Annotated in this window: 45 protein-coding genes; 7 read left to right on the top strand and 38 right to left on the bottom strand. The window is 36.0% G+C overall.

Annotated features, from left to right (window positions below; genetic code table 11):
• Positions 1-4: 4 nt before the first annotated feature.
• From ACZYT3_RS00315 to ACZYT3_RS00155, 33 genes are all read right to left on the bottom strand, one after another.
• Positions 5-1,885: a phage tail protein gene (locus ACZYT3_RS00315; protein WP_464087268.1), complete on the bottom strand. Its 1,881-nt coding sequence runs from the start codon at positions 1,883-1,885 to the stop codon at positions 5-7.
• 1 nt (position 1,886) lies between these two features.
• On the bottom strand, positions 1,887-2,270 hold the full coding sequence (locus tag ACZYT3_RS00310) for a DUF5361 domain-containing protein (protein ID WP_464087267.1): 384 nt from the start codon (positions 2,268-2,270) through the stop codon (positions 1,887-1,889).
• Entirely contained in the window at positions 2,270-2,530 is a 261-nt protein-coding gene (locus tag ACZYT3_RS00305; RefSeq protein ID WP_464087266.1) for a hypothetical protein, read from the bottom strand. The genes ACZYT3_RS00310 and ACZYT3_RS00305 overlap by 1 nt, the downstream gene beginning before the upstream one ends.
• Entirely contained in the window at positions 2,530-3,087 is a 558-nt protein-coding gene (locus ACZYT3_RS00300) for a phage tail tube protein (protein ID WP_464087265.1), read from the bottom strand. Before ACZYT3_RS00300 ends, ACZYT3_RS00305 begins: the two co-directional genes overlap by 1 nt.
• Before the next feature lie 17 nt (positions 3,088-3,104).
• A complete protein-coding gene (locus tag ACZYT3_RS00295) occupies positions 3,105-3,437 on the bottom strand; it encodes a hypothetical protein (RefSeq protein WP_464087264.1) in 333 nt (110 codons plus the stop codon).
• Positions 3,437-3,679 (bottom strand): hypothetical protein, encoded by a 243-nt coding sequence (locus ACZYT3_RS00290; protein ID WP_464087263.1) that lies wholly within the window; start codon positions 3,677-3,679, stop codon positions 3,437-3,439. Before ACZYT3_RS00290 ends, ACZYT3_RS00295 begins: the two co-directional genes overlap by 1 nt.
• On the bottom strand, positions 3,672-4,007 hold the full coding sequence (locus tag ACZYT3_RS00285) for a hypothetical protein (protein WP_464087262.1): 336 nt from the start codon (positions 4,005-4,007) through the stop codon (positions 3,672-3,674). Before ACZYT3_RS00285 ends, ACZYT3_RS00290 begins: the two co-directional genes overlap by 8 nt.
• Positions 3,997-4,389 (bottom strand): phage Gp19/Gp15/Gp42 family protein, encoded by a 393-nt coding sequence (locus ACZYT3_RS00280; RefSeq protein WP_464087261.1) that lies wholly within the window; start codon positions 4,387-4,389, stop codon positions 3,997-3,999. Before ACZYT3_RS00280 ends, ACZYT3_RS00285 begins: the two co-directional genes overlap by 11 nt.
• 141 nt (positions 4,390-4,530) lie before the next feature.
• Complete coding sequence (locus ACZYT3_RS00275) at positions 4,531-5,418, bottom strand: phage major capsid protein (protein WP_464087260.1); 888 nt, start codon at positions 5,416-5,418, stop codon at positions 4,531-4,533.
• Positions 5,419-5,422: 4 nt separating this feature from the next.
• Positions 5,423-5,896: a capsid assembly scaffolding protein Gp46 family protein gene (locus tag ACZYT3_RS00270; RefSeq protein ID WP_464087259.1), complete on the bottom strand. Its 474-nt coding sequence runs from the start codon at positions 5,894-5,896 to the stop codon at positions 5,423-5,425.
• A gap of 76 nt (positions 5,897-5,972) precedes the next feature.
• Positions 5,973-7,370, bottom strand: coding sequence for a terminase (locus tag ACZYT3_RS00265; RefSeq protein WP_464087258.1), 1,398 nt, complete (start codon positions 7,368-7,370; stop codon positions 5,973-5,975).
• 146 nt (positions 7,371-7,516) lie between these two features.
• Positions 7,517-8,707 (bottom strand): hypothetical protein, encoded by a 1,191-nt coding sequence (locus tag ACZYT3_RS00260; RefSeq protein WP_464087257.1) that lies wholly within the window; start codon positions 8,705-8,707, stop codon positions 7,517-7,519.
• 11 nt (positions 8,708-8,718) lie between these two features.
• On the bottom strand, positions 8,719-9,972 hold the full coding sequence (locus tag ACZYT3_RS00255) for a phage portal protein (RefSeq protein ID WP_464087256.1): 1,254 nt from the start codon (positions 9,970-9,972) through the stop codon (positions 8,719-8,721).
• A gap of 112 nt (positions 9,973-10,084) precedes the next feature.
• Positions 10,085-10,423, bottom strand: coding sequence for an HNH endonuclease (locus ACZYT3_RS00250; RefSeq protein ID WP_464087255.1), 339 nt, complete (start codon positions 10,421-10,423; stop codon positions 10,085-10,087).
• A 179-nt stretch (positions 10,424-10,602) separates the two neighbouring features.
• Positions 10,603-11,022: a hypothetical protein gene (locus tag ACZYT3_RS00245; RefSeq protein WP_464087254.1), complete on the bottom strand. Its 420-nt coding sequence runs from the start codon at positions 11,020-11,022 to the stop codon at positions 10,603-10,605.
• Positions 11,010-11,177, bottom strand: a complete 168-nt coding sequence (locus ACZYT3_RS00240) for a hypothetical protein (RefSeq protein WP_464087253.1) — start codon at positions 11,175-11,177, stop codon at positions 11,010-11,012. The genes ACZYT3_RS00245 and ACZYT3_RS00240 overlap by 13 nt, the downstream gene beginning before the upstream one ends.
• 4 nt (positions 11,178-11,181) lie before the next feature.
• A complete protein-coding gene (locus ACZYT3_RS00235; protein ID WP_464087252.1) occupies positions 11,182-11,382 on the bottom strand; it encodes a hypothetical protein in 201 nt (66 codons plus the stop codon).
• 11 nt (positions 11,383-11,393) lie between these two features.
• Positions 11,394-11,837 (bottom strand): single-stranded DNA-binding protein, encoded by a 444-nt coding sequence (gene ssb, locus ACZYT3_RS00230; protein WP_464087251.1) that lies wholly within the window; start codon positions 11,835-11,837, stop codon positions 11,394-11,396.
• A gap of 11 nt (positions 11,838-11,848) precedes the next feature.
• Positions 11,849-12,127: a hypothetical protein gene (locus ACZYT3_RS00225; RefSeq protein ID WP_464087250.1), complete on the bottom strand. Its 279-nt coding sequence runs from the start codon at positions 12,125-12,127 to the stop codon at positions 11,849-11,851.
• Positions 12,124-12,393: a hypothetical protein gene (locus tag ACZYT3_RS00220; RefSeq protein ID WP_464087249.1), complete on the bottom strand. Its 270-nt coding sequence runs from the start codon at positions 12,391-12,393 to the stop codon at positions 12,124-12,126. The genes ACZYT3_RS00225 and ACZYT3_RS00220 overlap by 4 nt, the downstream gene beginning before the upstream one ends.
• Before the next feature lie 11 nt (positions 12,394-12,404).
• Positions 12,405-12,779 (bottom strand): hypothetical protein, encoded by a 375-nt coding sequence (locus ACZYT3_RS00215; RefSeq protein WP_464087248.1) that lies wholly within the window; start codon positions 12,777-12,779, stop codon positions 12,405-12,407.
• Positions 12,772-13,086 (bottom strand): Lar family restriction alleviation protein, encoded by a 315-nt coding sequence (locus tag ACZYT3_RS00210; protein WP_464087247.1) that lies wholly within the window; start codon positions 13,084-13,086, stop codon positions 12,772-12,774. The genes ACZYT3_RS00215 and ACZYT3_RS00210 overlap by 8 nt, the downstream gene beginning before the upstream one ends.
• Complete coding sequence (locus tag ACZYT3_RS00205) at positions 13,083-13,412, bottom strand: hypothetical protein (RefSeq protein ID WP_464087246.1); 330 nt, start codon at positions 13,410-13,412, stop codon at positions 13,083-13,085. Before ACZYT3_RS00205 ends, ACZYT3_RS00210 begins: the two co-directional genes overlap by 4 nt.
• Positions 13,409-13,612 (bottom strand): hypothetical protein, encoded by a 204-nt coding sequence (locus tag ACZYT3_RS00200; protein ID WP_464087245.1) that lies wholly within the window; start codon positions 13,610-13,612, stop codon positions 13,409-13,411. Before ACZYT3_RS00200 ends, ACZYT3_RS00205 begins: the two co-directional genes overlap by 4 nt.
• Positions 13,605-14,339 (bottom strand): DnaD domain protein, encoded by a 735-nt coding sequence (locus ACZYT3_RS00195; RefSeq protein WP_464087244.1) that lies wholly within the window; start codon positions 14,337-14,339, stop codon positions 13,605-13,607. The genes ACZYT3_RS00200 and ACZYT3_RS00195 overlap by 8 nt, the downstream gene beginning before the upstream one ends.
• Positions 14,336-14,647 (bottom strand): DUF1064 domain-containing protein, encoded by a 312-nt coding sequence (locus tag ACZYT3_RS00190; protein WP_464087243.1) that lies wholly within the window; start codon positions 14,645-14,647, stop codon positions 14,336-14,338. The genes ACZYT3_RS00195 and ACZYT3_RS00190 overlap by 4 nt, the downstream gene beginning before the upstream one ends.
• Positions 14,640-14,963, bottom strand: coding sequence for a hypothetical protein (locus ACZYT3_RS00185; protein ID WP_464087242.1), 324 nt, complete (start codon positions 14,961-14,963; stop codon positions 14,640-14,642). Before ACZYT3_RS00185 ends, ACZYT3_RS00190 begins: the two co-directional genes overlap by 8 nt.
• A 2-nt stretch (positions 14,964-14,965) precedes the next feature.
• On the bottom strand, positions 14,966-15,631 hold the full coding sequence (locus tag ACZYT3_RS00180; RefSeq protein ID WP_464087241.1) for a putative HNHc nuclease: 666 nt from the start codon (positions 15,629-15,631) through the stop codon (positions 14,966-14,968).
• Positions 15,603-16,172 (bottom strand): hypothetical protein, encoded by a 570-nt coding sequence (locus tag ACZYT3_RS00175; protein WP_464087240.1) that lies wholly within the window; start codon positions 16,170-16,172, stop codon positions 15,603-15,605. Before ACZYT3_RS00175 ends, ACZYT3_RS00180 begins: the two co-directional genes overlap by 29 nt.
• Positions 16,163-16,468: a hypothetical protein gene (locus tag ACZYT3_RS00170; RefSeq protein WP_464087239.1), complete on the bottom strand. Its 306-nt coding sequence runs from the start codon at positions 16,466-16,468 to the stop codon at positions 16,163-16,165. Before ACZYT3_RS00170 ends, ACZYT3_RS00175 begins: the two co-directional genes overlap by 10 nt.
• Before the next feature lie 3 nt (positions 16,469-16,471).
• Complete coding sequence (locus tag ACZYT3_RS00165; protein ID WP_464087238.1) at positions 16,472-17,149, bottom strand: ERF family protein; 678 nt, start codon at positions 17,147-17,149, stop codon at positions 16,472-16,474.
• 161 nt (positions 17,150-17,310) lie between these two features.
• Complete coding sequence (locus ACZYT3_RS00160) at positions 17,311-17,625, bottom strand: hypothetical protein (protein ID WP_464087237.1); 315 nt, start codon at positions 17,623-17,625, stop codon at positions 17,311-17,313.
• 177 nt (positions 17,626-17,802) lie between these two features.
• Positions 17,803-17,976 (bottom strand): ribbon-helix-helix domain-containing protein, encoded by a 174-nt coding sequence (locus ACZYT3_RS00155; RefSeq protein ID WP_464087236.1) that lies wholly within the window; start codon positions 17,974-17,976, stop codon positions 17,803-17,805.
• Positions 17,977-18,159: 183 nt separating this feature from the next.
• On the opposite strand from ACZYT3_RS00155, the gene ACZYT3_RS00150 reads away from it, so the two are divergent.
• Both ACZYT3_RS00150 and ACZYT3_RS00145 read left to right on the top strand, forming a co-directional pair.
• Positions 18,160-18,351 (top strand): type II toxin-antitoxin system HicA family toxin, encoded by a 192-nt coding sequence (locus tag ACZYT3_RS00150; protein ID WP_464087235.1) that lies wholly within the window; start codon positions 18,160-18,162, stop codon positions 18,349-18,351.
• A gap of 39 nt (positions 18,352-18,390) precedes the next feature.
• Positions 18,391-18,786 (top strand): type II toxin-antitoxin system HicB family antitoxin, encoded by a 396-nt coding sequence (locus ACZYT3_RS00145; protein ID WP_464087234.1) that lies wholly within the window; start codon positions 18,391-18,393, stop codon positions 18,784-18,786.
• A 68-nt stretch (positions 18,787-18,854) separates the two neighbouring features.
• Here the strand turns inward: ACZYT3_RS00145 and ACZYT3_RS00140 are convergent, their stop codons facing one another.
• Complete coding sequence (locus ACZYT3_RS00140; protein WP_464087233.1) at positions 18,855-19,235, bottom strand: 3D domain-containing protein; 381 nt, start codon at positions 19,233-19,235, stop codon at positions 18,855-18,857.
• Between the two features lie 39 nt (positions 19,236-19,274).
• The gene (locus tag ACZYT3_RS00135; protein WP_464087232.1) at positions 19,275-19,460 is read right to left on the bottom strand and encodes a hypothetical protein; all 186 of its coding nucleotides are present in this window, start codon (positions 19,458-19,460) and stop codon (positions 19,275-19,277) included.
• Between the two features lie 78 nt (positions 19,461-19,538).
• Between ACZYT3_RS00135 and ACZYT3_RS00130 the strand changes: the two genes are divergently transcribed.
• Positions 19,539-19,853: a hypothetical protein gene (locus ACZYT3_RS00130; protein WP_464087231.1), complete on the top strand. Its 315-nt coding sequence runs from the start codon at positions 19,539-19,541 to the stop codon at positions 19,851-19,853.
• A gap of 117 nt (positions 19,854-19,970) precedes the next feature.
• Here the strand turns inward: ACZYT3_RS00130 and ACZYT3_RS00125 are convergent, their stop codons facing one another.
• Together ACZYT3_RS00125 and ACZYT3_RS00120 are read right to left on the bottom strand one after the other, a co-directional pair.
• The gene (locus tag ACZYT3_RS00125; RefSeq protein ID WP_464087230.1) at positions 19,971-20,240 is read right to left on the bottom strand and encodes a hypothetical protein; all 270 of its coding nucleotides are present in this window, start codon (positions 20,238-20,240) and stop codon (positions 19,971-19,973) included.
• 46 nt (positions 20,241-20,286) lie between these two features.
• Positions 20,287-20,490, bottom strand: a complete 204-nt coding sequence (locus ACZYT3_RS00120; RefSeq protein WP_464087229.1) for a helix-turn-helix domain-containing protein — start codon at positions 20,488-20,490, stop codon at positions 20,287-20,289.
• A gap of 140 nt (positions 20,491-20,630) precedes the next feature.
• On the opposite strand from ACZYT3_RS00120, the gene ACZYT3_RS00115 reads away from it, so the two are divergent.
• The 4 genes from ACZYT3_RS00115 (at position 20,631) to ACZYT3_RS00100 (ending at position 24,941) form a co-directional block, all read left to right on the top strand.
• Positions 20,631-21,263, top strand: a complete 633-nt coding sequence (locus tag ACZYT3_RS00115) for a LexA family protein (RefSeq protein WP_464087228.1) — start codon at positions 20,631-20,633, stop codon at positions 21,261-21,263.
• A gap of 72 nt (positions 21,264-21,335) precedes the next feature.
• Complete coding sequence (locus ACZYT3_RS00110; protein WP_464087227.1) at positions 21,336-22,088, top strand: SHOCT domain-containing protein; 753 nt, start codon at positions 21,336-21,338, stop codon at positions 22,086-22,088.
• Between the two features lie 29 nt (positions 22,089-22,117).
• A complete protein-coding gene (locus ACZYT3_RS00105) occupies positions 22,118-22,870 on the top strand; it encodes a DUF3800 domain-containing protein (protein WP_464087226.1) in 753 nt (250 codons plus the stop codon).
• Positions 22,871-23,423: 553 nt separating this feature from the next.
• Positions 23,424-24,941 carry a recombinase family protein gene (locus tag ACZYT3_RS00100; protein WP_464087225.1) on the top strand — a complete coding sequence of 506 codons (1,518 nt, stop codon included), beginning with the start codon at positions 23,424-23,426 and terminating at the stop codon, positions 24,939-24,941.
• On the opposite strand, the gene ACZYT3_RS00095 is transcribed toward ACZYT3_RS00100, so the two are convergent.
• The gene (locus ACZYT3_RS00095) at positions 24,933-25,157 is read right to left on the bottom strand and encodes a manganese catalase family protein (RefSeq protein WP_464087224.1); all 225 of its coding nucleotides are present in this window, start codon (positions 25,155-25,157) and stop codon (positions 24,933-24,935) included. The two genes, ACZYT3_RS00100 and ACZYT3_RS00095, sit on opposite strands and share 9 nt — an antisense overlap.
• Positions 25,158-25,160: the final 3 nt, after the last annotated feature.

Below are 25,160 nucleotides of genomic sequence, written 5' to 3'. Positions count from 1 at the left end.
CTCATCATCCTCCCTTCACAGCCAATACAGCTTTGTATCTATTTCCAATCTTTTTTATCGTATAATTTGCGATATCTTCACGAATCGTACGATCGCCTACATTTACAGAATTATCAATTTCAATGATTAAACCTTCAAGAAGTCTGCCAACATCAAAAGAATCGCTTGAAGAGATAAAACCGGATGACAAATCAACACCTGTATCAATCGTTGCCATCGCATCTTTATTCATTTTGTCTAGCGCTTCATTTACAGCCCCTGCTTCATCGTCAATACCTACTGCCATTCCTAACGGAATCCATTTTCCAATTTCTTGTTCCATAAGCTTTGATGGAGAGGCAATTCCAAAGAAACTTTTAACGCTATTGAATACATTTGAAGCAGCATCTTTTACACTGTTTACAAGACCTCCTACTGCTCCAGTGATACCATTTTTTATTCCATTGATGATATCTTTTCCAAGTTGAACCCATTTAATATTTTTAAATCCTTCCAATGCTTTTTTGCCAATTTCTACAATTTTTTCCTTAATTGTAGATCCTACGCTTCCGATTCCTTTTCCAATGCTGCTGATAATCGTCGAACCTAAATTCAGCCAATTGATTGCTGTAATAGTATCCCATATAGCAGAAATGATTTGTGGCATATTGGCAATAATGACAGGTATTGCATCAATCAACCCCTGAACAAGCGTTACAATGATATTAAATGCAGTTTCCAGTATTTTAGGAAAATTATCATTAATGCAGCCTGCAATATTTGATACGATTGTAGGTACATATGCAATCAGATCAGGCATTGCATTTGCAATACCTTGTGCAACATTTAATAAAAGATCCATTCCTGCATCTACTATTTCACCAAAATTTGTTCTCATTTCTCCTGTAAACTGCATGATCATTGGCAATACATTCGATAATACTTCAGGAATACCAGAAGCAACTCCTGAACTGATAGATTGTATAAACTTTAATCCTTGTTCTTTCAGCAAAGGCATAGCCGTTGTGATAAAGGTTCCTACTGCACCTGGAAGAGCCATGATAATGTTTCCGAGAGCTGGAAATAAATTATCAAAAAGATAGGTAGATGCAGTTTCGATCAATGCATTCAATGATGGCTGAATATCTTTTCCAAGGGTTAAATTTCCTAAAAAATTCTGTGCAGCAGCTTTCATGGATGCAAATGATCCTGAAAGTGTTGTTGCTGCTTCTTTAGCAGTTGTACCGGTAATATCTAAATTTTCCTGAATAACATGTATGGCACTGTAAACATCCGAAAGATTACTTATATCATATTCAACACCGCTTAGTTCTTGTGCCTTAGCAAGGAGTCTTTCCATCTCTTCCTTAGTGCCACCATATCCTAATTTCAAGTTATCCAGCATGGTGTAATTCTGTTTTGCAAATCCTTGATATGCATTTTGAATGAGCTCCAAGGATGTACCCATTTTATTGGAGTTATCAGCCATATCGATAATAGCCTGATTGGCTGCTTCTGCCGCCTTAGCAGTATCTCCACCTAAAGACTGCAATAATGAAGCAGCGAAACTTGTTGACTGTTCCATATAACTGTTTGCACTTATTCCAGCAGTCCGATATGCTTCAGCCGCATAGGCTTTCATTGTATCAGCACTTTCTTTGAAAAGTGTTTCGATACCTCCGATAGATTGTTCAAGTGCTGCTCCTTCATTAATCGCCATTGATAATGCTTTTCCGATTCCTGCAGCAGCTATGGCTGCTTTAATTTTAGAAACAATAGAACTCCCTGCTCGTTCTCCGGCAGCTTCTGCTTCACCGCCAAGAACATTTTCAATACTTCCTTTTATTCCATCGGCTGATGGTATGATCTGGACATAAGCTTTAGCCAGTTCTGTTCCTGATGACATACTATCCAACCTCCTTTAAAATTCTTTGTCTTTCTCTTTCAAAAGCATCCGCTGATCTGAATGATAAAACATTGCTTTCATTCGATAATTTCCCTGTCAGCTTATCTGTTATTGATGTAGGTCTATTCCTTCCCTTGGAACCATCCTTTGTTTTTGACCATAAAAGATAGGTAAGCCTGTCAACAGCCATAGCCAACAGTATTGTTTCAAACGGATAATTTTGTTTCTGCATTTTTAGTTTTATTCGGGATCCCTCTTTCAGGCCAGCAGAAAAAAGAGCTACCTTACGCAAAGGAAGCTCTCTATAATTGAAAATATGATATGTTTCAGCAAGATCGCACTGAAGCGCATCTTCATCCTCCTTTATCATGCTGGCGAGGGTCATTAGTTTTTTAATTCTTTTGTTGACGTCATTATTTCTGTGAATTCCTGTATAAAATCTGATGCCTTTATTCTTCCGTTTTTTCTCAGAAAATTTTTCAGATTTTTATATTGCTTTTCTCCAAGCAAATGAATGCTGGCATCAACGATCACGCTCATCTCGCCTTTATCAAGCTTTGTCAGCAATTCAAGAAGTTCCCAGTCATCCAAAGCAGTATCGCTTATTGTGTATGAGAACCCTTTCTTGGTTTTTCCTTTAATCATTATGCTGACGCTCCTTTGATATATTCGTAATGTGTGTTTCCATCACTGTCAGGAACCGCTGCAATCGTCACTTCATATCCGATAGCTTCATCATCTTTATATACGATATCGCCCAGTTCCGTTATATTGGCACATGGAATCACGACTCTTTTTAGGATTCCGCCTTTTAATACCATATCGACAACCCATGAGCATGGATCCAGCTCATCACTGTTTGCTTTCACTGTCAGTCCTTCAGCCAGTGTTCCTGAAACATTTTTTTCTCCATAGATTGATTTCAGAACTTCGATATTTGCTGACTCGATTAGTGTGAAGCTGAACGTATCCTCCTTGCTTGTTTGTAGTGTCAGCACTGTATCTCCACCCCAAGCTTTCACATTATCGCTTTCAGGTGAATTTGAATTTGTAAGACCGTCCTCACTGATATACCCAAGAGAAACAAAACCTTCGTCAAGTTCAGCACTTGCATCTGTTGGAAGTGCAGTTTTAAGCGGAGCACGATAAATAGCACCGCCAATCTTAGGTTTACCGGTAGAAACATATTCTGCATTTGACATTCCTATAATCCTCCCTTTCAAAAAGTCAGGTCATATACCGCCTGATATCTGTATTGCTTTTTTGTTGTATCTGTGAAATTGTAGTCTCCGTTTAGTCTTGATTTTGAAACTGAAGGAAGTGAAACGATACTGTCCATTGCCTCTTTCACTTTCTCATTCAGATTCGCAGCTTCATACATGGATTCAGCATAGGACTGAATTGCAATCGTTGCTGAATTGATAAAATTTTCCCTGCTGCTTCCTGTTTTTTCAAAAACTACATATCTTTCAGGAACGCTTGCAGGCTTTTCAAGATAAACAGGAACATCCAGTTTTTCACTCAGATAGTCAAGAATAATCTTTTCAATCATCATTGACCTCCTAACGATTTCAAAATCGTATTATTTTGATAGTTTTCTTTAATTGCTTTTGCACTTACAGCTCCTATGGATGCATTCACACGTGTTTTTCCAGTCATGTATGTAACCTCATACCCGTCACCAAGTTTTGACTGTGCCTGATAAGCAAGGTGTGTGCATATATTCATCATTTCCTGTGATTTCAACAGACTGCGCACTCCTTTGCTGATCAGTCTGACTCTGACCTTACTCATATCTTTCCACCATCACTTTTTTATTCCATGAAAGAGGAATGTTCTCTTCAATTCCTTCTATTGTGAAAGCGAATGAATGCCACGTCTTTCCAAAAAATTTGATTTTTTTGTTCTCCCAGTCGTGAGTGTCTCCTTTTGGAATTGCAAGCGTGTAGACAGCTTTTTTCCCTGTAAGATCAATCGATGTAGTGATATCATCCGTTGATGAAGGGGCCACAAGAACATTTTCAACTTCTACTTCTGTTTCAGTATAAATCGGCCGATTAAATGCATCAGCACCCGTCTGTGTCTGTTCACAAAGTATAACGGTAATCCCTTTAATCATCATAAAATTCAATCACTCCGTATCTTTGTCTTTTAAGACCAAGTCTTGAAAGCTCTGATTTTTTAATGAAAAGGCCTCCGCCTGGTACTAGGAAAGTACCGCTCACTGTATATCCTAAAGCTGACTGACTTGCCTGTGTCATAGGTTCACTGTTTGTAGATGTCATAAGCGTTCTAGCTACAACATCTACCACAACAGATTTGAACACATTTTCAAGAAGTTCACCACTAACCAGCATTTCATCGATATCTTTTCCTACTTTTTTTGCTTCCTGTCTCAAGCTGTCACATACTACAGGAATGAGCTTTTCTGCTTTTTCTGCTTCTTCTTCCGACAATGGCCGAAACAGACTGATAATATCTTCTACTTTCACATAGTCTTCCATAATCATCACTGTTCCTTATTTCTCTGCTTCTTTATCTGTGGCTTTGGAACCTCTTTTTTTCTTCAAGAGGTTTCCAGTCGCCACCTTTGATTGTACATTCTGTATCAATAACTGATTTTGTCTTCGTATTGATATACTTCATTATGCACCCTTAATGATTCTTGCGAAAGAAGAAGCATCAAGAATGCCCCATCCCAGATAGATTTCTGCACGAATATATACCTGATTGTATCCCTGCAAATCCTTTCCTGAATTGTCAGGGTCACCATATTCGATTACTTTCATAGGGATTTCCTTTGCATAGCCCCATTTGAACATATTGGCGAAATCTCCAACAATGGCTTCATCAACATCTCCATTGGAAACTGTCTTGTTCACATCAACAGCAAGTCCGTTGATTGTTCCAGGCTGTCCGCCCCATGCCAGTTCAGGGTAAAGTCTTTCATTTGCAGAATTTTTCAGCGCAGCCAGTGCCTGACGTGCTGTTGGTGATAAAGCCATACCGCTAACTTCACCATCAGAACCTTCAACAAGCGCAATTGCAGATTCAATATTGTCATCAATGCTTGCTGCTACATAAGTTACAGTCTGAGTGACTTTAGAATCAAAATGATTATTTCCAACTACTGAAGAAGCTGATCCTGTACGAGGATTGAACCCGTGGAATGCAGCAATATCAAGACCCTTAGCTACTTTAGCAGCAAATCCTTCATTGAATGCTTTTAAGATATCCACCTTTGCTTCCTCTGAAGCATACATGAATTCATCACTGACACGTGCACCATACTCAAATTTAATAGGCACGATCGTTACTGGTGCAAGCGATACACCACCATGACTCTTTTTACCATTTTCAGCTACGATATCGATTTCACTATCCATCGTAAACGTGAATTCTTTCATTCCATTGAAAGGAATCGGCTGCTGTGTTCCAAGCTTTGCTAAAGATGATTTTCCTTTCACTTTGTTAATAAGATCCGTTACTAATTCAGGATCAAACAATGTTCCTTTACTTAATTCTGTTGCCATTTTTCTACTCCTTTGTCAAACTTTTTGCTAATTTTAAATACGCTTCATCCTTGGTATCTTTCAGAGGATCCTCTGTTGATCTCAAAGGTGCTGTACTCTTGCGAGCTGAACTCAATAACTTCGCAAATGCTTCTGCATCATTGCGAATTGATTCTTCATCAGTTCCCGTAAGTCTGCTAGCCATTTCATAAGGAATTCCATACTCCTGTGCGATTCTCGTTTTTGCCGAGTCGGACTCGTATTTCGCATTTTTTGTCTGTAACTCCTGAATGGATTGCTTATTTTTCTCCAGCTCTCCATTCACCTTTTTCAATTTGGCTTCATAATCAGCGACTGTTGAATCATATTTTTCAGCCTTTTCTTTTAGTGATTCATAATCGCCATACTTCTTGGTGACCGTTTCACGCTCTCGTTTCAGGCGATCAGCGATCATAGAATCAAATTCTTCTTGTGTTTCAATTGGTTTAAATTCTGTCATGTTTTCCTCCATTCCCACTTAACCCGGTGGTATCGGTCATCTATACTAAAAAAGACATCCTTTTTTTAGAATGTCTTTAATAGCTAATTTTTTGTTTTCTCTTTTCCTTACTTTGACTGCAGGCCCAATAGGCTAGAATAACACTATCCATAAGCGATATATCAATATCTTCACGTAATGATCTATATCCAAAACCACCGTTTGAGCCAATAGCTCTTTTTTCACAATTCGTTACTGATCTTGTCAGTGAAGGCTGATTCATGTGAGTCAGCTTTTGTTGAAAAACAGCCAGTTCAAAAGAAGCATTGGCATTGATGATTTCCTTGACCGCTGGCAGAATGATTGATTTTTTAAATTTCGCATCTTTCAGTTCTTCCTTTAGAATATTCTGACCATTTGCACCATCGATTACGACCTGAGCAATATCTGCCTTTTTAAGAAAAGCAATGATCCATGCATTGCCGGCTCTTACTTCACGGCAATCAATAGCCTCTACGAATATCTTCCCATCAGATGTTTTAACAGCTATAGACATAGAAACATTGTTCCCCTCGTGTCCATATTTGATACCTACATATAGCTTTCCTTTCAGTTTAGGAAGTGATCCTGCTTTCAATTCAAGCCATTCTGTTTCACTGATAGCCGATTTCTGATTATATCTAAGCCATAGGCCCAAACGCTGTATGTTAAAGTCAATCTCATCACTTCCAATTTCATCAGTGACCGACCTTTCTGTAAAGACCGTTCCTAATGACGGATTGGTTTCATACCACAGATCTTTATCCCGTACATCTGACTGACGGGCAACTGACCATTCTGCCCATCCTGAATTTTCAAGACCGCCTTCTAAGCATTTCTGACGATACTTCATGAAAACTGTTCCTGAAGAAACTGGCGTAGGCGGTGTACCGCAAAAAATTGTCTGTGGATTTTTGCTATCCGTAACTACATACTTCAATGCTGATTCCTGATCATCTGTATATTCCTGTGCTTCATCTATGACAAGAAGATCAAAACCTTCACCAAGGCCACCTTTTGAAGATCTAGTGCGAAAATCAACACGTGCATCGCTTTCTCTTATGTAGATACACTCTCTTCCAGTGGCTCTAATAGATTTATAATATATACCAGCTTTATCTAAAAGACTGCATAGCCTTTCCCATGCACTGTGTGAAGTTGTAGTTCTATGGGCTGTATGAAGCACTCTCTCGCCGTTTTTTAGAGCATAAAGCTCACGCATGGCCACAATTTCATTTTTTCCATTTCGTCTTGGTACAGAATAGCCGAATTTCGTATGAACCCATAGTCCATCCTCATTCACGGCAAGGATATCCGCCATCATAAGCTCCTGCCATTCCTGTGCTTCCCTACCAGTTGAATTGTATATTTCAATTGCTTCCTGACCTTTTGTTTCAAAATAAGGTAAGATAACGGATTGAGTGGGTGTCTGACGACCTTTTCTGTGTTCAGCCATTTACACCCTCCTGTTTTTATCTTTTTCTTTTATGTCCGACAATCATAGGACATCACCCCCATCATTCATTGATTTTATTCTTCAAATAATGTATAATAAACGTAGATAGAGGTGGTCCTTCGCCCCATATTGGCGGGGGGTCACCTCTATTTTTTATATCTATAAACTTTTATTGAATTTGTTTGTAATACAATAACATCCATGTCACTTTTACTACTTCTTCTGATTCTGTAATCAATATTTGCAACTATTCCCTCAAGTGATACAGATTTTCCTCTAAAATCCAGGATTATACCTCCCGGATTTTCTTTAATTTGCTCTATTCCTCTTCTTACTGCTCCATCTACTGATTTTATCCCTGATACTGTTTTTAAATCCCAGTAATGATTCCTCCATAGATAATCTGGTGTCTTAACACCATCAACTAAAGATTCAATTAGCAGCTTTATATTTCCACCAAAAGTTTGATGTATTAATTCAGCAACTTCAATTTCATTTCTATGCTCATTAACTTTATAGCCATTTTCATAAATGACCTCACCTTCATTCGGAGTAGCAGTACCGTAATAAAAAGGAGTTACGTCTTTCCCCAACAACTGACTAACTCCGACTGTTTTTCTTTTTTCAATTTCCTCTTCATTTCGCCAATCCTTTGAATGAACGTTTTGTATTTTTCCATCACCCGGATAATAGTCAACGGTGCAGCGGCAATTGTTATGTCTGCGATATACATCACGAGGTACATTTGGATATGAATATGTGCCAGCTAATGATCTGCACCAGTCACAGCACCCGCCCATAAGCTTTCTGACAATCTTAGGCTTCATCCCACTTGATGCATGAAATTCAGCATTTGCTTTGACAGAATCATCCACGATACTTTGCGAAAATGTTTTGACCGGATCATTGAGAATCCATGAAACATCATCGAAGTTATCTTCTTTCGCTAAACGATTTATAATTCCATCAATGCGTTCCTGATTCAATTCAGGAATGATTGCTTTGATTCCTAAGTTTGCCTGATCATTTAGAAGTGTCTGAATCTGTCCAGTAGCTTCAGTAATCAATGTATAGTTATTCTTCATCGTTGGATCAAGGATCTTTTGTGCGATGTTATAATACATTTTTCCATCCGGAAGAACATCTGATGAAAGATTGTTTAAATAAGACTTGGAAAGCATTTTACCAACTTCGTAAGCATAGTCATATGCATCTTCATAGGTAGCTTTACCGGATGTTATCTTTTCAGCAATCCTTTTCACAGTATCATTACTGTTATATTGATTATCAAAATCATCTCTGATTTTTTTTAATAGTTCAGGTGCGATATCATCCATATCAGCACCTCCTATTCTTCTTCAGATACGATTGGATCCAGCTCACTTGATTCAATTCCCGTAAGATCTCTTAAGTTATCTTTGTTGAAATAATTTGGTACAGCCTGATTGATCTTTACAGCACCATCACCAATTATAGAAAGCATAGCTGCATCCGGTTCAAATATTGGTTCCCATACAGGCTTTGTTAGATAAAGTTGCCTTCTTATGTAAGGAAAATCATCACGTACACATGCTGCCAGAAAACCGACATTAAGAAGGCAGCTTCCAAATACCCGTTGTGCTTTTCTAGCTGTTAGTCTGAGATTTTCATGAGAAGCTTTGATTGCTTCCGCACTTGATGGATTATCCGATACGAATCCAAGATCATCAAGTGTCAGTCCATTTTCTCCTGCAAAAAGAGAAGCAAAGGTTCGCAATTGTTCAGTATAAGGACTCATGCTTTGTTGTGTAAACTGGCCTAATGTAGGACTGTCACCATCTTCATCTTTCGTAAAAGAAAGCATTGAGCTCATTGTTGCTTTCCATTTTTCAAGTGGATCTGCATCAGGATCAAGTCCTACTACATATTTCTGTGGAAACGAATAAAACTCTGCTGAAATTTCAGAACGCTTGATGGTTCTCAATGCTGAATTGACGATTGACATATTTGCTCTGGAAATACGTGAATGTCCAAACGGACGAACCGCATCAGGACGATAAATAACCGGTACCAGCAATGGATAAGAACAGTTATTCGTGATAATTTCAGATCCCTTTATATTCTTTCTAAAGATTTCTGTTTTTCCTGCTGTAAAATAAGCTTCTATTGACGGCCGACCGTAATTATCACGATCTAACACTGCATATCCTTCAGTCAAAAGATTTGTAATCGGATCAATGATGCCTGTTGCATTGGCTCCGTCTATGACCTGCAGACGTGGAAAACCGTCATCATCTTCAGAAATATAAACAAAACAGCATGATGAAATTAAAGCTGAAAGAATCGCTGAATCAAAAAAGATATCCTGATTATTCATCTGGAATATCTCCATTAAATTGAAGTTATCGTTTTTAAAATCTCTAAATACAAGTCTGTCTGCCAGATTATCCACTGACTTTGCACACCATCCTAAAACAGACTTTAGATTTTTCATGGATGGCGGTGTCATCGGACTGATATCCTTTGCGATATTCTTCATCTCGTAATATTCGTAGCGCAATTTAACTCTTGTCCTTTTTTGATTAAGCTTCTTTCTTAAATATTCGATACCTTTGTAATCCATTTTCTACTCCTTTCCATTTTCACGAGAAAATTTGTGCAGTACGGCAGGGAAGATCTTTCGCCCTCGCGGGGAGGGAGGTATGCCCCCATGTAAAAATGCGCTTTTTTACAATTTATTCTGATCTATAACTAGCCCAATCCATTGATAAAGGCAATATTCGATTACTGATCACTTCTTCTTCCTTTTTAATTGCATTTGGAAGGTGATCAGCTTTGGCTCGGTTGCAAGCCCAATGGGCCAATTGCAGATTGTCAATATCCGAAGGGTGGCCTCCTCTAGCAATCGGAATGATGTGATCTACACATGCTGACAAAGGATGAGGATATTTCAGTGAAAAGTCAACAGGTTTTCCGCAGATACCACAAACTGTCTGAGTAGCAAATACTTTTTTCTTATTCTTCTCAAACGATCCTCTGTGCGTTCCGTATCTTTCAGCTCCTTTATTTGCCATTCTTCCTTCACTCTCCTTTGTTGCCTCAAAGCAGTACATGAAAACAAAATAATAATTAAGGAGGTATAAATTTCTTCATGTACTGCTCCCAGATAACAAAAAAGAGATCTTTTTGATCTCTTTCCAATTTATCTACGATAACATAATAACACGTTTTTTTGGTTACATTGTCGCAACTTTCATTTTTTCTTAAAAATATTTGCTAATGCTTTATTAACATGCTTATACATATTCTGTCTATTAAAATGATATTTTTCAGCAATCATTTCATGATTCTTTTTATAAACATATAAATCTTTAATCAATTTTTCGTCCCGTTTGTTTAACATTCCAAGAATTGAATCCACTTTTTTATTATTGCGAATGCAATCTTCTTTTTCTTCGATAATCTGCGATTCAATATGAAATAATTCATTTCTTCTATCCTTATGTAAATCATGAACAACATAAACACCATCTAATGTTGGAGATTTAACACCTAGAATCTGTACACCTATCTCTTCTAACTTATATTCACATTCAATTTTCTTTTTTTTGCAGTAAATATATCTTTTACATTGAATTTTGAAATCCTCAATTTCATCTTTTATTGTGACCATCTCTGATCCTCCAACTCAGCGATCCTTTTCAACAATACTTTATTTTCCTTTTTCAATTCTTTGATATTATCCAATTCCTTATCTATTTCCTTTTTAACTTCATCTGAACATTTGGAATAGATAAGATTGTTATGAATAAATTTTTCTAAGTCCATGATCTCACCTCCAATAACCAAGTGAACGCAGCCACTCAATAAAATCATTTTTATTTATGATGACATCCTCATCTATGTGATTATTCCATTTAAAATCACTTATTGCCATTTCTGTTGTTATCACTCCATCCGCCCAATCTGTAAATGTCTTTTTATCTCGGTCTGCCGCTAAAGGAGTAGGCCATAACAATTTATAAAAGTCCATATTATAAGCTCCTAGAATGGAAGATCATCCGATGAAATATCCACTGTATCACTGCCAAATTCGCTCTCAACGTTCGTATATTCGCTTTGGTTATAATTTACCTGTCCATATGTGTTTGGTGTTTCCTCTGCCCTCTTTTGAGCCAATATTTGTACACTATCACATACCACCTCAGTCACATAAACAGTGCGATCGCTTCTATCTTTGTAATTACGTGTCTGTATTCTGCCTTCTACTCCAAGCAATGCTCCCTGCTTTACATAATTTGCCATAAAATCAGCACTTTGCCTCCATGCTTGGCAGTTAATGAAATCTGCATCCTGCCCGCCTTCCTGATTGCTTGAAAATCTTCTGTTGACTGCAAGTGTAAAACTTATAACAGAAATACCGGTGTTTGTTTTTCTTAATTCCGGATCCCGTGTAATGCGACCTACCAATACAACTCTGTTGATCATTCTTTCACCTCCTACAAGCACTCATATATTTCAATGTATGTCTTTAACATTTCTCTGTAATTCTCGTTGATATTTTTGAGGATCTCTAACGCTTCAAACAGTGTCATATCCTTTTCATTAAGCTTATTGACCTGCTCTAATCTCATGACCTTCTCTAATGCACTGGTGAAGCTAGGATGATAGGTCAATGCTTTATAGCATACCTCATCATTTTTATTAATGTATTTCTCGCATACTGTAAACTGATCATCCTCAGCTTTGATAAAGTATTTATTGTTTATTTGAATCATACTTCAACCCCATTCTTTTTGCATAATAACACTCCATGTTTCGGCATAGAATATTCTTGTTTTTTAATAAAATAATCGCACTCGATATATACGTGAGCTGGGTATAATTCACTTTTTATGGATGTATGGGCTACTGATAATTCATTAGCATTAGTTATACTTGCAGCTTCTATTTCTCTAAGAAGAACATTAAAATTATTTTTCTTTACACAAATTTGATCATGAATACAATCCTCGCATTTTGTCCTGTTAATTATTGTTGCCATATTATCTCCTTTCACTGGTTAGCTTTTGTTATCGGATAAAATCGGTCCTCTTGATATTCAATAATACTTTCAAAATGATATGAAACGCTCAATTTATCAAAGCTCATTACCTTCAAAATTTGACAAGGTATCTTATACTCATCATCCCAAACCCACATGCCTTCATGAAGTTCTTCAAATTTGTATGGATCTGGATATAATAATTCATAATATCCATCAAGCTCTTGTCTGCAAGATTTATATTCCTCGACAAATTCAAAGTGTTCATTTATGAGCTGAACAATTAGATTATGCTCCTTTTGCAAATCTTCACCAGCCAAATTCGCTGAATTATTTGCTTCGAACCATATCGCATCAAATGCAAGGATGATTTCTTCTTTAGTCATCATCATCCATGCACCACTCTTTCCATTCTTCATTATCCCACGTGCTCATTATACTCTCGGTATCGTCAATGTTTAGTGATAGAAATATACACGCTTTGTTTAAACCTTTTTCAAGCTTTCTTATATACTCAATATCATCTTCTGCTCTACTGTTCCAAGCCTTAACAGCTTTCTCACCATACTCTGCATTATAAAAGCAAACATCGGCGCCACAGTTTAAGCATGTAAACACAACTGTTTTCATCATAGGTGCTACCATCTTTTTAACCTTTTTTCCACAAAACGGACATGGTTTTAATTCTTTCATTCAATCCACCCCAATTCTTTGCATTGCTGATTGATTGCTTTCAATTCACTAATTGTTATTGGAAGGCATGCATCCTCATCAGTTAAATCGCTTTTTAAAAAAGTTTTTGTATCCAAAAGAAAAGTAATTACTGCTTCTTTTTCTTTACTTTCATACAAACTGCAACAAGAAGCTGACAGAAACCTTTCCTGTTCCTTAGGATCTAAGTCCTTTCTGATCCCTACATGCACGTATTCATTCTTTTTACATCCATAATGGAAGAAATTATATTCCGTCTTCTTTTTGCTTCTGTTCAGATACTTGCATGTTGAACAACTTCTTTTCATCGCATAACCTCGCTATACCCCATCAACAAAAGCTGATTCTTTAATCCATTAACACTCCTTGAATACTTTCCCAAATGCTCCCATCTTTCCGATGTAGAACCTTTTTTCTTGTTTGTCACTGATGAATGAATTTCATGTCCATTGAACTCTTTCATGTAGATGCTTGAAGCAGTTTCTCTGATCATCTTCACTTCATACATGATTTGCTTCCTCCAACAACTTCTGAAACTCTGCAATCTCTTCTTCACTTGCCTGCTGATATGTTTCATCGTCATTTTCATACCAATCAGGTAATTTACGCTCTTTGGAATTACGCATCTTCTGCTTCTTATGTTTCTCTATCTGCTCCTGTGCTTCTACAGCAGTCTTGATTCCTGCGCCTTTCCAGTTTCTCAAGATAGTGTCAATGTACGCTAAAGACCTTGCATTGTTCTTTACCGCTTCACTTAATGCCAGTTTTAAAAGATCATCGCTGTACTCATTCTGCCAGTCTGCTATTGTCTGACATTCGATTGATGAAAGTGGTCGTTTAAACTCGTCCTCAAAAAAACCTAACACATTTTCATTTTCATTATCATTCTTCATTCTACATTCTTCATTTTCATTTACATTATTCATTTTCATTGCGTTATGCTTAGGTTTGCTTTTGGTTTCGATTAGGTTTTCACTTTCTTCTTCTTTAGGTTTCTGCTCGGTTTCCTTTTTTGGTCTGCCACCTTTTGAACCATTTTGATATTTTTTAATGTTTGCAATAAGCTGTGGTTTTATTAAAGTCCATATAGCTTTTGGTGTTGCTTTTAATTCGGGTTCTTCTTCATCAAATATAAAACCACAGATACTGCTCAACACTTTTTCTCTTTCTGCTGGCTTCAACTCTTTTACAGCTTCCCAAAAACTTCTGTAAAAGATAAAGCTATCTCTTTTCATGTTTCTTTCACCTCGATTCCAAAACGTTCTGCCATAAGCCTTTTCTTAAGCTTATATAAAGGTGTCAGAACACCTTTTACATCTTCCACTACCAATTTGTCGTCCTCATAATAAACGAAGTCAGCAACGTATTTTATGGCTTTTCCATAACGTGATTTATCTATTAGAGTATATGGCACTTGACGTTGAAGGTCTTTTATTACTCCTGCCTTTTCCAATATCTTTAATTCAAGATATCTTTTGGCTTCTTTCTTGCTGTCAAATCTGATTCCATCTACTATCGTTTTGCAGTTATGATACTTAGGCATGTAGTTGATCCTCATGGTTCTTCAAATATTCCCTTGCAAGCCTGCACATTTTGAATAAGCTCTTGATTCTTTTTGCATTCTCACTTAGAAAATCTTTGACTTCTTCTCTATTGGTAGGTCTCCAATATCCGTCAAATCCACTCTTTGAACAGATCAATTCAAAATCTCTTAATTCAGCAATGATGTCTCTTACTTTTCTGTCATCCATATGTGTTTTTTTACATAGCTTTTCACGTGTTACCGCATTATCTTTTCCATATGGAATTGCATTTAATACAAGCTCCTGTGCCTGTGTTCTCAATTTTTCTGCATCCATTTTTACTCCTCTTTAAATACTCTTAATTTTCCTTTTTTAATGAAATACTCAATTTTCTTATCAATTGTTATCGGTGAAAGCTGATATTTATTTATGAATGCTTCGTTTCCGATTGTGTGACATTCAATATGATGTTGTCTGCACAAAGGCAAGGCTCTTTTTCCTAGATGCGAAACATTCTTTCTGTTTTCGCCCATACCGATAGAATCAACATGATGAATATCTGCCCTTGATCCACATATTACACATATCCTTTTTAAACACATGGAATAGGTCTGCTTTTCATCAAATGTATATCCATAATCATCAATTAATTTCTTCGCAAATGGTATTTCCTGATCTATGCAGAAATTGATGATCGTATCTATCAGACCGTTTGCATAGGTCATATCGCATGTGCTAAGGCTTTCTACCTCTATATCTCTCAGCTTCGCATTATACGTCTGTAAAAGCATTCTTACCCATTCCTTATCCTCGCCTGTGTAATAAGAAATTTCGCCACACAAAGCAAATATAAACGCTCTCTGCTTATCCGTTATTGCCCTGTTGTCTACGAGCTTTACATTCACCTCAAGTGCTTTTCCAGTTTCGAGATACATATCATTGGCAAGCGACAATTTATAGTCCTTTAAGATGTACTCACCATGTAACTTTTGTAGCTTCGCCATATCTTTCAAGCACCTCCAAAATTTCTTCTTCTGTCTTAGGGTCTATTTCTACAAGCTGTCCTAAATCCTTCTTAGGAAGCCATATACAGTAGCACTTCTTATATTTTTTTCCTTTCGCTAACTGATACATACCTAACTGCCATTCAAGGCTTTCTATATCAACTTTTGTAGTTGTTTTTGTATCAATCAGACTTTCTTCATCCAATACATAAGCAGTCATATCCAGCCTTCCAGCGAAGCGATCCCCATAATGAACGATTTCTTCCATTGTTATCGGCTTAATTTGATACTCTTCCTTGAGCTTTAGATACTGGTTGAATGTTACCTTTTCCATATCCGTCAAACATGGCTCTTTGCCTTTCTCGTATGCTTCAATCGCTTCATGGATATGTGTACCAAAGAGTGCCTTTTCTTCAAGCACTCTCGCTGGTACATCTTTATATTTCTTAGGAAATATGAATCTTAATATTTCACTAACACTGGGTACTAGAACGCCCCCAACTAAATACTGGTGTGTCTGTTCGATAAATTCTACTTCCATGTGACCATCACGCTCGATTTAACTGGTGATTCTTTCAAAAACTTATCATAAAGCCCTTGATCCTTTAACTCTTTTGTATCGACTGTTTTACGTGTTGTTGGAGCCTTATATATAATCGTTACAAATTCATTTTCAAATGACTTTATGCCATTCTTTTCCATTGCATTAAGCATCGCCTGCTTAATTTCCTTTTCCTGCATTTCCATCTTAGCTTTTTCCACTTGAAAGTCATGCAGTTTCTTCATCACTTCTTCTGCCACTGTAATATGGCCATCTTGAACCTTAACCAATTCCATTATTTATTCCTTCTTTCCTTTTAAAATTCCAATTGCTTCTGAGGCTTGATTGATAGTCAATTCGCTTAATTCATTGACTTTGTAATACTTCTTCATCCCCTCGATTCTTTCCTCACTTCCTAATTCTTGAATTATTTTAATTTGATTTTCAGTAGCCATCACTTCGGCTTTTTCTTTTTTGTTTTCTGCATTTTTAGCATTCGCCTTTGCTCTTGCTTCGATTTCTTCTCTTTGCTCCGGTGAATCTGAATCCTTGTTGTCATCAAGATTGAACAATCCATTCAAAGCATACTTTCTAGCATAGGAAGAACATGATCCTGTGACCTGTGAAGCATCCATCCCTTTCTTGGCTTCTTCCTCACGAGCATAAGCAATATTGGTGACTTCCTTATCACTATCCCAGTCGCATAATGTCGCAATTCCTTTAATATAAAAGCGACCGTCAACATTAACGACCTCATCGCTTACTACCAGTGTTGTCCTATACTTCATGCACACTGGCTTTGCAGTGTCGAAGATCGTTTCTGCATTTCTGTAATAATAATTTCCAAATTTATTGTATAGATTCTTTGGCACATTGATTTCATTCTGAATGTGTGATAGCTTTTCATAAACGCTCATTGTCTTGAAGCTATCATTGATTTCCTGTGCCATCTCTTTACTCACTTTCGGTACTGCCATTTTCAAACATCCTTTCTATCTTTTCCTCACGCCATTCTTCTTCATAAGCTAATGCTTGAAGGTCATAATATTCTTCATTCATGGCTAGTCCTCCTTGAAATATCCTTGTAAATCAGCTACTAGGAAACAGCCAATCACAATTACCAGTAAATCGAATCCGTTCATGCTTTCGCCTCCTGTGCCCTAATGACTTCATCAAGTTCTTTTCTTATCGTTTCCAGAAACTCGTCATATCGTCCTGCTGGCACTTTCACAGTCGTAGGATAACCCATCTTTAAAGCAACGGCTGTCCTTACTGCATTCCATGCTGTGTACCAGTTGAAGCTGAGTTTCTTACTTGATACTTCATCTCTGAAATACAGTTCCAATTCTTTCATTCTTTTGTCTTTGACTGGCTTTGTGTGCTCAACTGCTTTCTGCACTTCTTCGCTGATAAGCTGTCTTAATCTTTCTTCTGATAAAGTTACTTGTTCCATATAAAAAACCTCCTGTAATTTCTAACTAAACAAGTTGCTTGAAATCCTCAAGAGGTTGCCTTAAATATTAAATTGAAAATATCATACCTTATATGGTATAATTCTTGTGCAATCTCTTTGAGGTTGTTGATTGGGTGTTGCTCTCTGGTTTGCCGACTAAATAGCAACGCCCTTTTCTTATTTGATATATTCTTTTAGTGCTTCTCTTACAACTTCGCTAAAAGTCATATCATTTCTTTTCGCATAATTTTCGACTTCTCGTAATAGAGCTTCGTCAAATTTTATGCCCTTAAAGATTTTAATTGGGTTATCTTTCATAGGTCTACCCATCTTTTTTTTAGGCTCGGGCATCTATCCTCCTTTCTCTCTGGTTTGCCTATAGATATTATACTTTAGGTTAAACCAAAAGTCAAGGAAGTTTCTATGGATTTCAAAGAAATGCTTTAATTTATTTACACGTAATAATACATACTTTTTCTATTGACATACGTATTATTACGTAGTATAATATAAGCGTGATAAGGAGGTAAACATATGCCAATGACGTCTAAGGAAATGTGTAAACTCCTTAGGAAGAACGGATTCATCGAATTGAAGCATGCCTCTACTGGGCATCGCAAATTCTACAATCCTAATTCAAAAAGGACTACGATCGTTCCTTGTCACAGCAAAGACCTAAAGAAAGGCATGGAACATGCTATTCTGAAACAGGCGGGGCTTAAATAGCCCTGCTGGGTCTTATAAAAGAAAGTGAGGTATTTCTCTATGTCTACTGTTTTCTATCCTGCTGTCTTCCATAAGGCAGAACCAGATGAAGTTGGTTTCTGGGTTGAATTTCCAGATTTGCCCGGATGTTTCACACAAGGCGATACGTTTGAAGAAGCATTCAGCTATGCCCAAGAGGCTTTAGGACTCTATTTAGACGATGAAGCAAATGCCCAGTCATTCAGCAGTCCTTCGACAGTTGAGCATATTCAGCATGAATTTCCAAACGATACAGTTATGCTTGTGGGATATGACTCTATTGCTTATGCCAAAAAGTATAAGAATAAGGCAGTCAAGAAAACCCTTAGTATTCCCGAATGGCTGAATGAAGAAGCTACCAAAAAAGGCATCAACTTCTCTCAAGTCTTGCAAGAAGCACTTATATCTAAACTCTAGCATTTCTTTTGCACCCTCACGGGTGCTTTTTATTTGCAACTTTATTCAGTTTTCAAAGAACATTCTTTTTATTTCTTCACATACACATCTGTATAGAACATGTCCATGTATTCATCTTCAACGAATATATCAATCACATTGCCTTTGACTGCTCCACCGCAATCCTCAGCAATATATACATGTCCATCTATAAGAACCTCAGTTCCATATGGAATTACATTAGGATCAACCGCTATCGTTCTTCCCTCTGTGGCTATTGCACCTGTGGATGTGTTTCTGCCATTTTCTGATAACCAGTAGAACGTAATTTTGAACTTACCTAGGTATTCCCACGTGTTCCATTCCTTAATAGCTATATTCTTATTTGTTTTTTCTTCATATGCCTTTACCGGCTTCCTTGCTGGGTTCCCAAGCATAAGCACAAGAATAATTAATATAATCTTCTTCAAATTGAATTTTCCTCCAATTTATGCTAAAATTTAAGTGTCTTATTTAATAAGACGTTCTTCTGGACACCTTGGATTTTCCACACTCGAAGGTGTCTTTTCTTTTGCCTGCTTTTCCTCAATCTGTTGCATAAAGCGAATGCACGCTTTTTCAATTGCTTTTTTATCAGGCGGATGATCATAATGAATAGTTACCGAAACACCATTCAATTCAAATTCTTTTTTCATGTACGACTCCTTTCTTTTATTGCTCACTTTCTAATTGATTTATGGTAATATTTATCTGCTGGAAAGCGAGGATCATAAATGAAATCAAATAAAAAACAAATAATAAAATTTATCCTTAAAAACGAACCTGTATTAACACAAACTATTGCTGATAAATTCTATAAATCTGATTATTACAAGGCCCATGTTGATTTAAAATTACTACAACAAGATGATTTAATAATGACCCATGAAGGAACATCCGATAATATAGAATTTTTCGAGCTTACAATTAAGGGGAAAGAATACTTGAATGTCTTTAAGGAAAAAACCTTTCGCTTTTATCTTCCATTAGTTATTTCTATTTTTTCTTTAATCGTTTCAACTATCGCTTTATTGACACAGTTTCATTAATGTCAAGATGGATACAATTAAAGCTATAATAGAAATAGTCAAAGCAATCCAAAATAAAATTTCTTCCTCGTTGTAATAGATCCAATCTTTTATTTTTTTCTTCAATGTTTCACCTCCCTAATCACACTTTAAAAACCACACTTGATAAAGATCAGCAACCATTCTGTTTCTTTCTTCGTTTGAATGTTCATAAGTTAAATCAACCAATTTTTCACTCATATTCAGAACCTTTTTTCTGTCAAATAATTCATGATATTTAATCATATCTAAATAGCGATTACTGAAATCAGTTACGATCAATTCTGTTTCATGACGTTTTTTGCATTGCTTGCATTTACATATGTAGCTGATCTTTCCTATTTTCCCTGAAGATAAGACTAAATACATTTTTTTCACCTCCTTATTCCTTGAAAATAAATTTCTAATGGTGAATTTAATTCACAGTATCTTTAAAAAAAATATCCCTTGAGCATTTTAACAAATTACAGATTGACTGAATTTCGCTTGCCTTAAACTCATTTTGATTGTTTAATTTTAAAAGAAATCCCTGCTCAGATAAGCCTATTTTAAAAGCTACTTCCTTTTTTGTTAAACCTCTTTGACGAATAATTTTTTCCAATTCAAATGTGTCAGTCATATTATCCTCCTTTCGTGAATTTAATTCACACTCATAATATATACTATCTGTGAATTGATGTCAACAAAAAAATGTAATAAATTAAAAAAATGTTGAATTAAATTATACTTAATGTTATTATCATTATACGAGGTGGTTATATGCTAGACTTATATAAAAATATAAAACGATTAAGACAGCAATTAAGTATGTCGCAAGATGAACTTGCACAAAAAACTGGATATACATCGAGAAGCAGTATAGCAAAAATAGAAGCTGGTGAAGTAGATCTAAGCCAATCTAAAATTAAGGCTTTTGCTGATGCCTTATATACAACACCTCAAGCATTAATGGGATGGGGGAATGATGAGCAAATATACAAATCTGCTGGCATTGATTTCATTCGTGTTCCTTTATACTCTAATCTATGCTGTGGAAATGGTGGTTTTGTTGAGGATAACATTCTTGAATATGTTCCTGTGCCTAGCAAGGGCTTATCTGCAACTGCTGAATATTTTTGCCAAATTGCAGATGGTGAGTCCATGAAAGATGCAGGCATTAATAATGGGGACTTGCTAGTGTTTGAAAAAACAACATACATAACTAATGGATCTATCGGTTGCTTCTGTGTAGATGACAATGTAGCTACTTGCAAAAAGTACAAAGAACAAAGTGGAATGATTATGCTTCAGCCAATGAACAGTGAGTTTGATTCTATACCTGTTGATCCAATGAATTCAAGTTTTAGATGTTTGGGAAAATTAAAAAAGGCTATCAAAGATTATGATAAATAGTTAATACGTTAGCAAAATAATATATCTGGTAATCACACGAACTGTGTTTACATATATCAGGAGGGGGATAAAATGAAGTTTAAACTAAACAAAGAAAATAACGCACCGAAACAACAAGTTGAGATTTCTTCCGCAGTATATAGTAGAGCAAAAGCTATACTTGATGAAGAAGGAGGGAAAGAGGTTTCATCAATAAAAAAATTGAGAGAAGAATTTGGTCTTAATCTTATTGAAGCTAAAACAATTATAAGCAACATTCATGATGGTGATCACACTTCATCAGAGAACATGCCAGTTTCTAAACCTGTTTCATATTCAATCATCTATAAAGGCGGACATCCTAAATTAAACAAAGAAAAGAGTGGAGCAATCACAATATATGATACAGGAATCACTATAACCTGTGGTCTTAGTGGTTCAGCATATATTCCATTTAGTGATATGGTAGGCGTTCACTTTGAAACTACAGATCAAATAGAGAAAAGAATTACTGCTACCCGCTTACTGACACTTGGTGTTTTTGCTTTAGCATTTAAGAAAAAGAAAAAAACAACTGAAAAATTCTTCACTATTGATTATGAAGAAAATGGTCTTGAAAATACAGTTTTATTAAGCGGTCCAAATGCACAGATTGCTCATTCTGAAACATTTAATAGATTATCAAAATATAAACTTAATAATAAGCCTAACGAGAGCGTACAACAAGAAACAGTTCAAACAAATGATCCTTATGAAGAATTAAAGAAGCTAAAAGAATTGCTGGATATGGGAATTGTTACCCAAAAAGAATTTGACAAAAAGAAAAAAGAGTTGCTAGGATTATAAAATAAAAACACCCCAAGGAGTTATGATATATGAATGATGAAGAATTACAACATATTTACCTCTATATGGATGATTCTGGAAAGATATCCAAATATGAAGATTATGCAATTTTTGCAGGTATCGTTTTCCACGATAAAAATGAAAAATCTGAATTCACAAATAAATACAGATCTATCTGTAATCAAATAAAGTGTAATTATTGCTGGGATACAATATCCTATTGCAACAATGATTGCCCAGAAGTAAAAGCTAACCATATCAGTAATTCTGATAGAAGAAGAATTATGCAATTAAGCAAGAAATTTGTTACTTTTGGTGCAATTATCTATAATAAAAATTTGCGACAAGACATTATCAATCGACAAGCTTCAAAAGGTAGGTTTGTAGAATATTCTCAGCGCCGTATTATTAAAAAAACTATACAACATTTGATTCATAAAAATTATATAAATCCTAATAAGCCAGTTTATTTACATATAAATATCGATGAAATGCCAACAAAGACAAATGGATACTATACCTTACAAGAAGGTTTATTGGAAGAACTTTGTCATGGTATTTTGAATTTTGATTACGGAAGATCTTTCCCTCCAATCTTGTTTAACGAATTAAAAGTACAAGTTATTTATAAAGATTCAAAATATGATTATGGAATCCAGATGGCAGATATTATTGCCAATACTATTCGTAGGGCATTTGTATTTAATAACAACTGGTTTAATTCACTCAATTATATAAAAAACAAGCTAAAAATAAATGTTGTGTTGAGATTACCTAATTAAAAGAAAAAGAAAAGGCCTGCCTTGCAGACCTTAACCTAACTGGGAAGACGTACTTAACATACGCTTAGTTCTTTGAACCATTCACCAATTATTGACCAGTCGAGAATAAAGTATCTCCGGTATTTATATTATACAATATTGTTCGAAAATTTCAACATTTTAACTCGATTTCACACAATTTAACTTAATGATTTTTTCGTAAGAAATTCATTAAAAATATCAATTGCACACTTATTTTAGGGCTTATTTTCGTGAGATTTTCATGAGAAATAAAAACCACCCTACGCCAATAGGATGGTTCAACAAGCAGTACGCCAATACTGCCGTATAGAAAAATTGATTACCACACCAGTTTTTCTATACCCAATTTTACCAAAAAAGGAGGGTATTTACAAATGTTATTTATCAACTGCTTTTATAAACTGAATACATGCCTCTTCTATATCTTCTTTTTTAGGAAGATCATTATAATGAATGACTACAATAATATTATCTATCATCATTTCTATCGTTTTCATTTTTCTCCTGAATATAATGAGTGTGAGGTGAAAGCATGTCTGAATATCTGATGTACCTGAGAAAGTCACGTGCTGACTCTGAAAGTGAATCTGTTGAAGAAGTCCTTGCAAGGCATGAAAAGCAACTGCAGGAATATTCATTAAAAGAGATAGGCTATCGAATACCAGAAGATGATATTTATCGTGAAGTTGTTTCCGGTGAAACGATAGATGACCGTCCTCAAATCAATATACTGCTTCGTAGAATCGAAAACAAAGACATCAAGGGTGTTATTACCATTGAGCCACAAAGGCTCACTAGAGGTGATATGCTGGACTGTGGAACGATCGTTCATGCTTTCAGATACACAGATACACTTATCATGACACCTACTAAAGTATATGATCTATCTAATAAATTTGACCGTAAATTCTTTGAAATGGAATTATCAAGAGGTAATGACTATCTTGAATACACTAAAGAGATTCTTCAACGTGGAAAAATGGCATCAATTAAGAATGGTGACTACTTAGGAAATTTCAATCCTTTAGGCTATGACAAGATAAAAATAGGAAAAAGCAGCACTTTGGTCCCAAACAAAGATGCTGATACTGTACGATTGATATTTGATCTATATGTAAATAAAGGGCTCGGATGGACACGCATTGCAAGGCAGTTAGACGCTATGGGAATCAAACCAAAAAGAAGTGATCACTGGAATCCCCAAACGATCCGTGCTATTCTTCAAAACCCAGTCTATATTGGTAAGATCCGTTGGAATTATAGAAAAGGTATTAGGTCGTATGAAAACGGCAGGCTAGTAAAACACACTCCACGAAACAATGACTGCATGATCATTGATGGAAAGCATCCAGCTATCATAGATGAAGAATTATTTTATAAAGCACAAGAGATCATAGGGTCAAAGCCTAAGAATACACCATCCGTGAAACTGATAAATCCGCTAGCTGGCTTACTGTTCTGCAAGAAATGTGGCAAGGCACTTTCCTATCGAACTTATAGCAACTGTGAACCAAGATATCTATGTAATAATCAAGTGTATTGTGGAAGCCGTTCCTCAAAAGCTGAAGATGTTATCAAAGCAGTTGTAGATTCTCTATACAGAAATATTGATGATTTTGAGTTTAAATTAGAGCATCAGAGCGTAGATAACACCGAGATGTATGAGAATATTATCCGCAACCTAGAAAAGGAGCTGAATAAGCTTGAAATACGTCAAAATGAATTGTATGATTTACTTGAAGATAAAATTTATACACGAGAAGTCTTTACTGCTAGAAACAACATGCTAGCGGTTCAAAGAAATGATCTAAATGAAAAACTTGCCAACGCTAAACGAATGAAGCCTATCGTGATCAATTATCAGGAAAAGATCGTTAAGTTTAGTAAAGTCGTTGAATATCTTAAAGATAAAAAGGTTGATGCTGATGCGAAAAACAGATTGCTGAAAGAAATCATTGATAAGATAGAATACAGCACATCCCCAATAAAAGGCGGTAAAAAAGGCCGCTGGGATAAGCATCAGGTTAAATTAGATATATACTTAAAATAACATATAGCATGCTGGCAACATTTCCTCACTGCCGATGTCTGTTAATAAAGCAACGATCTGTGGATAAGGCATCGCATAACGCTGATGAAGATAGCGATTGCTGGCACCCATTTCACCATCAGGTCCGCCCAAAGCGGTTAATATAAGTCTGGCCATTTCTGGATCAGCTTTTTTAATATTTACTGGAAACTGAAGCATTTTTTCATAAGTCCACATAAA

It is taken from the genome of Traorella sp. mt218 (assembly GCF_055420025.1).
The sequence above is the reverse complement of the archived record's forward strand: the minus strand, read 5'-3'. Positions and strand labels throughout refer to the sequence as shown.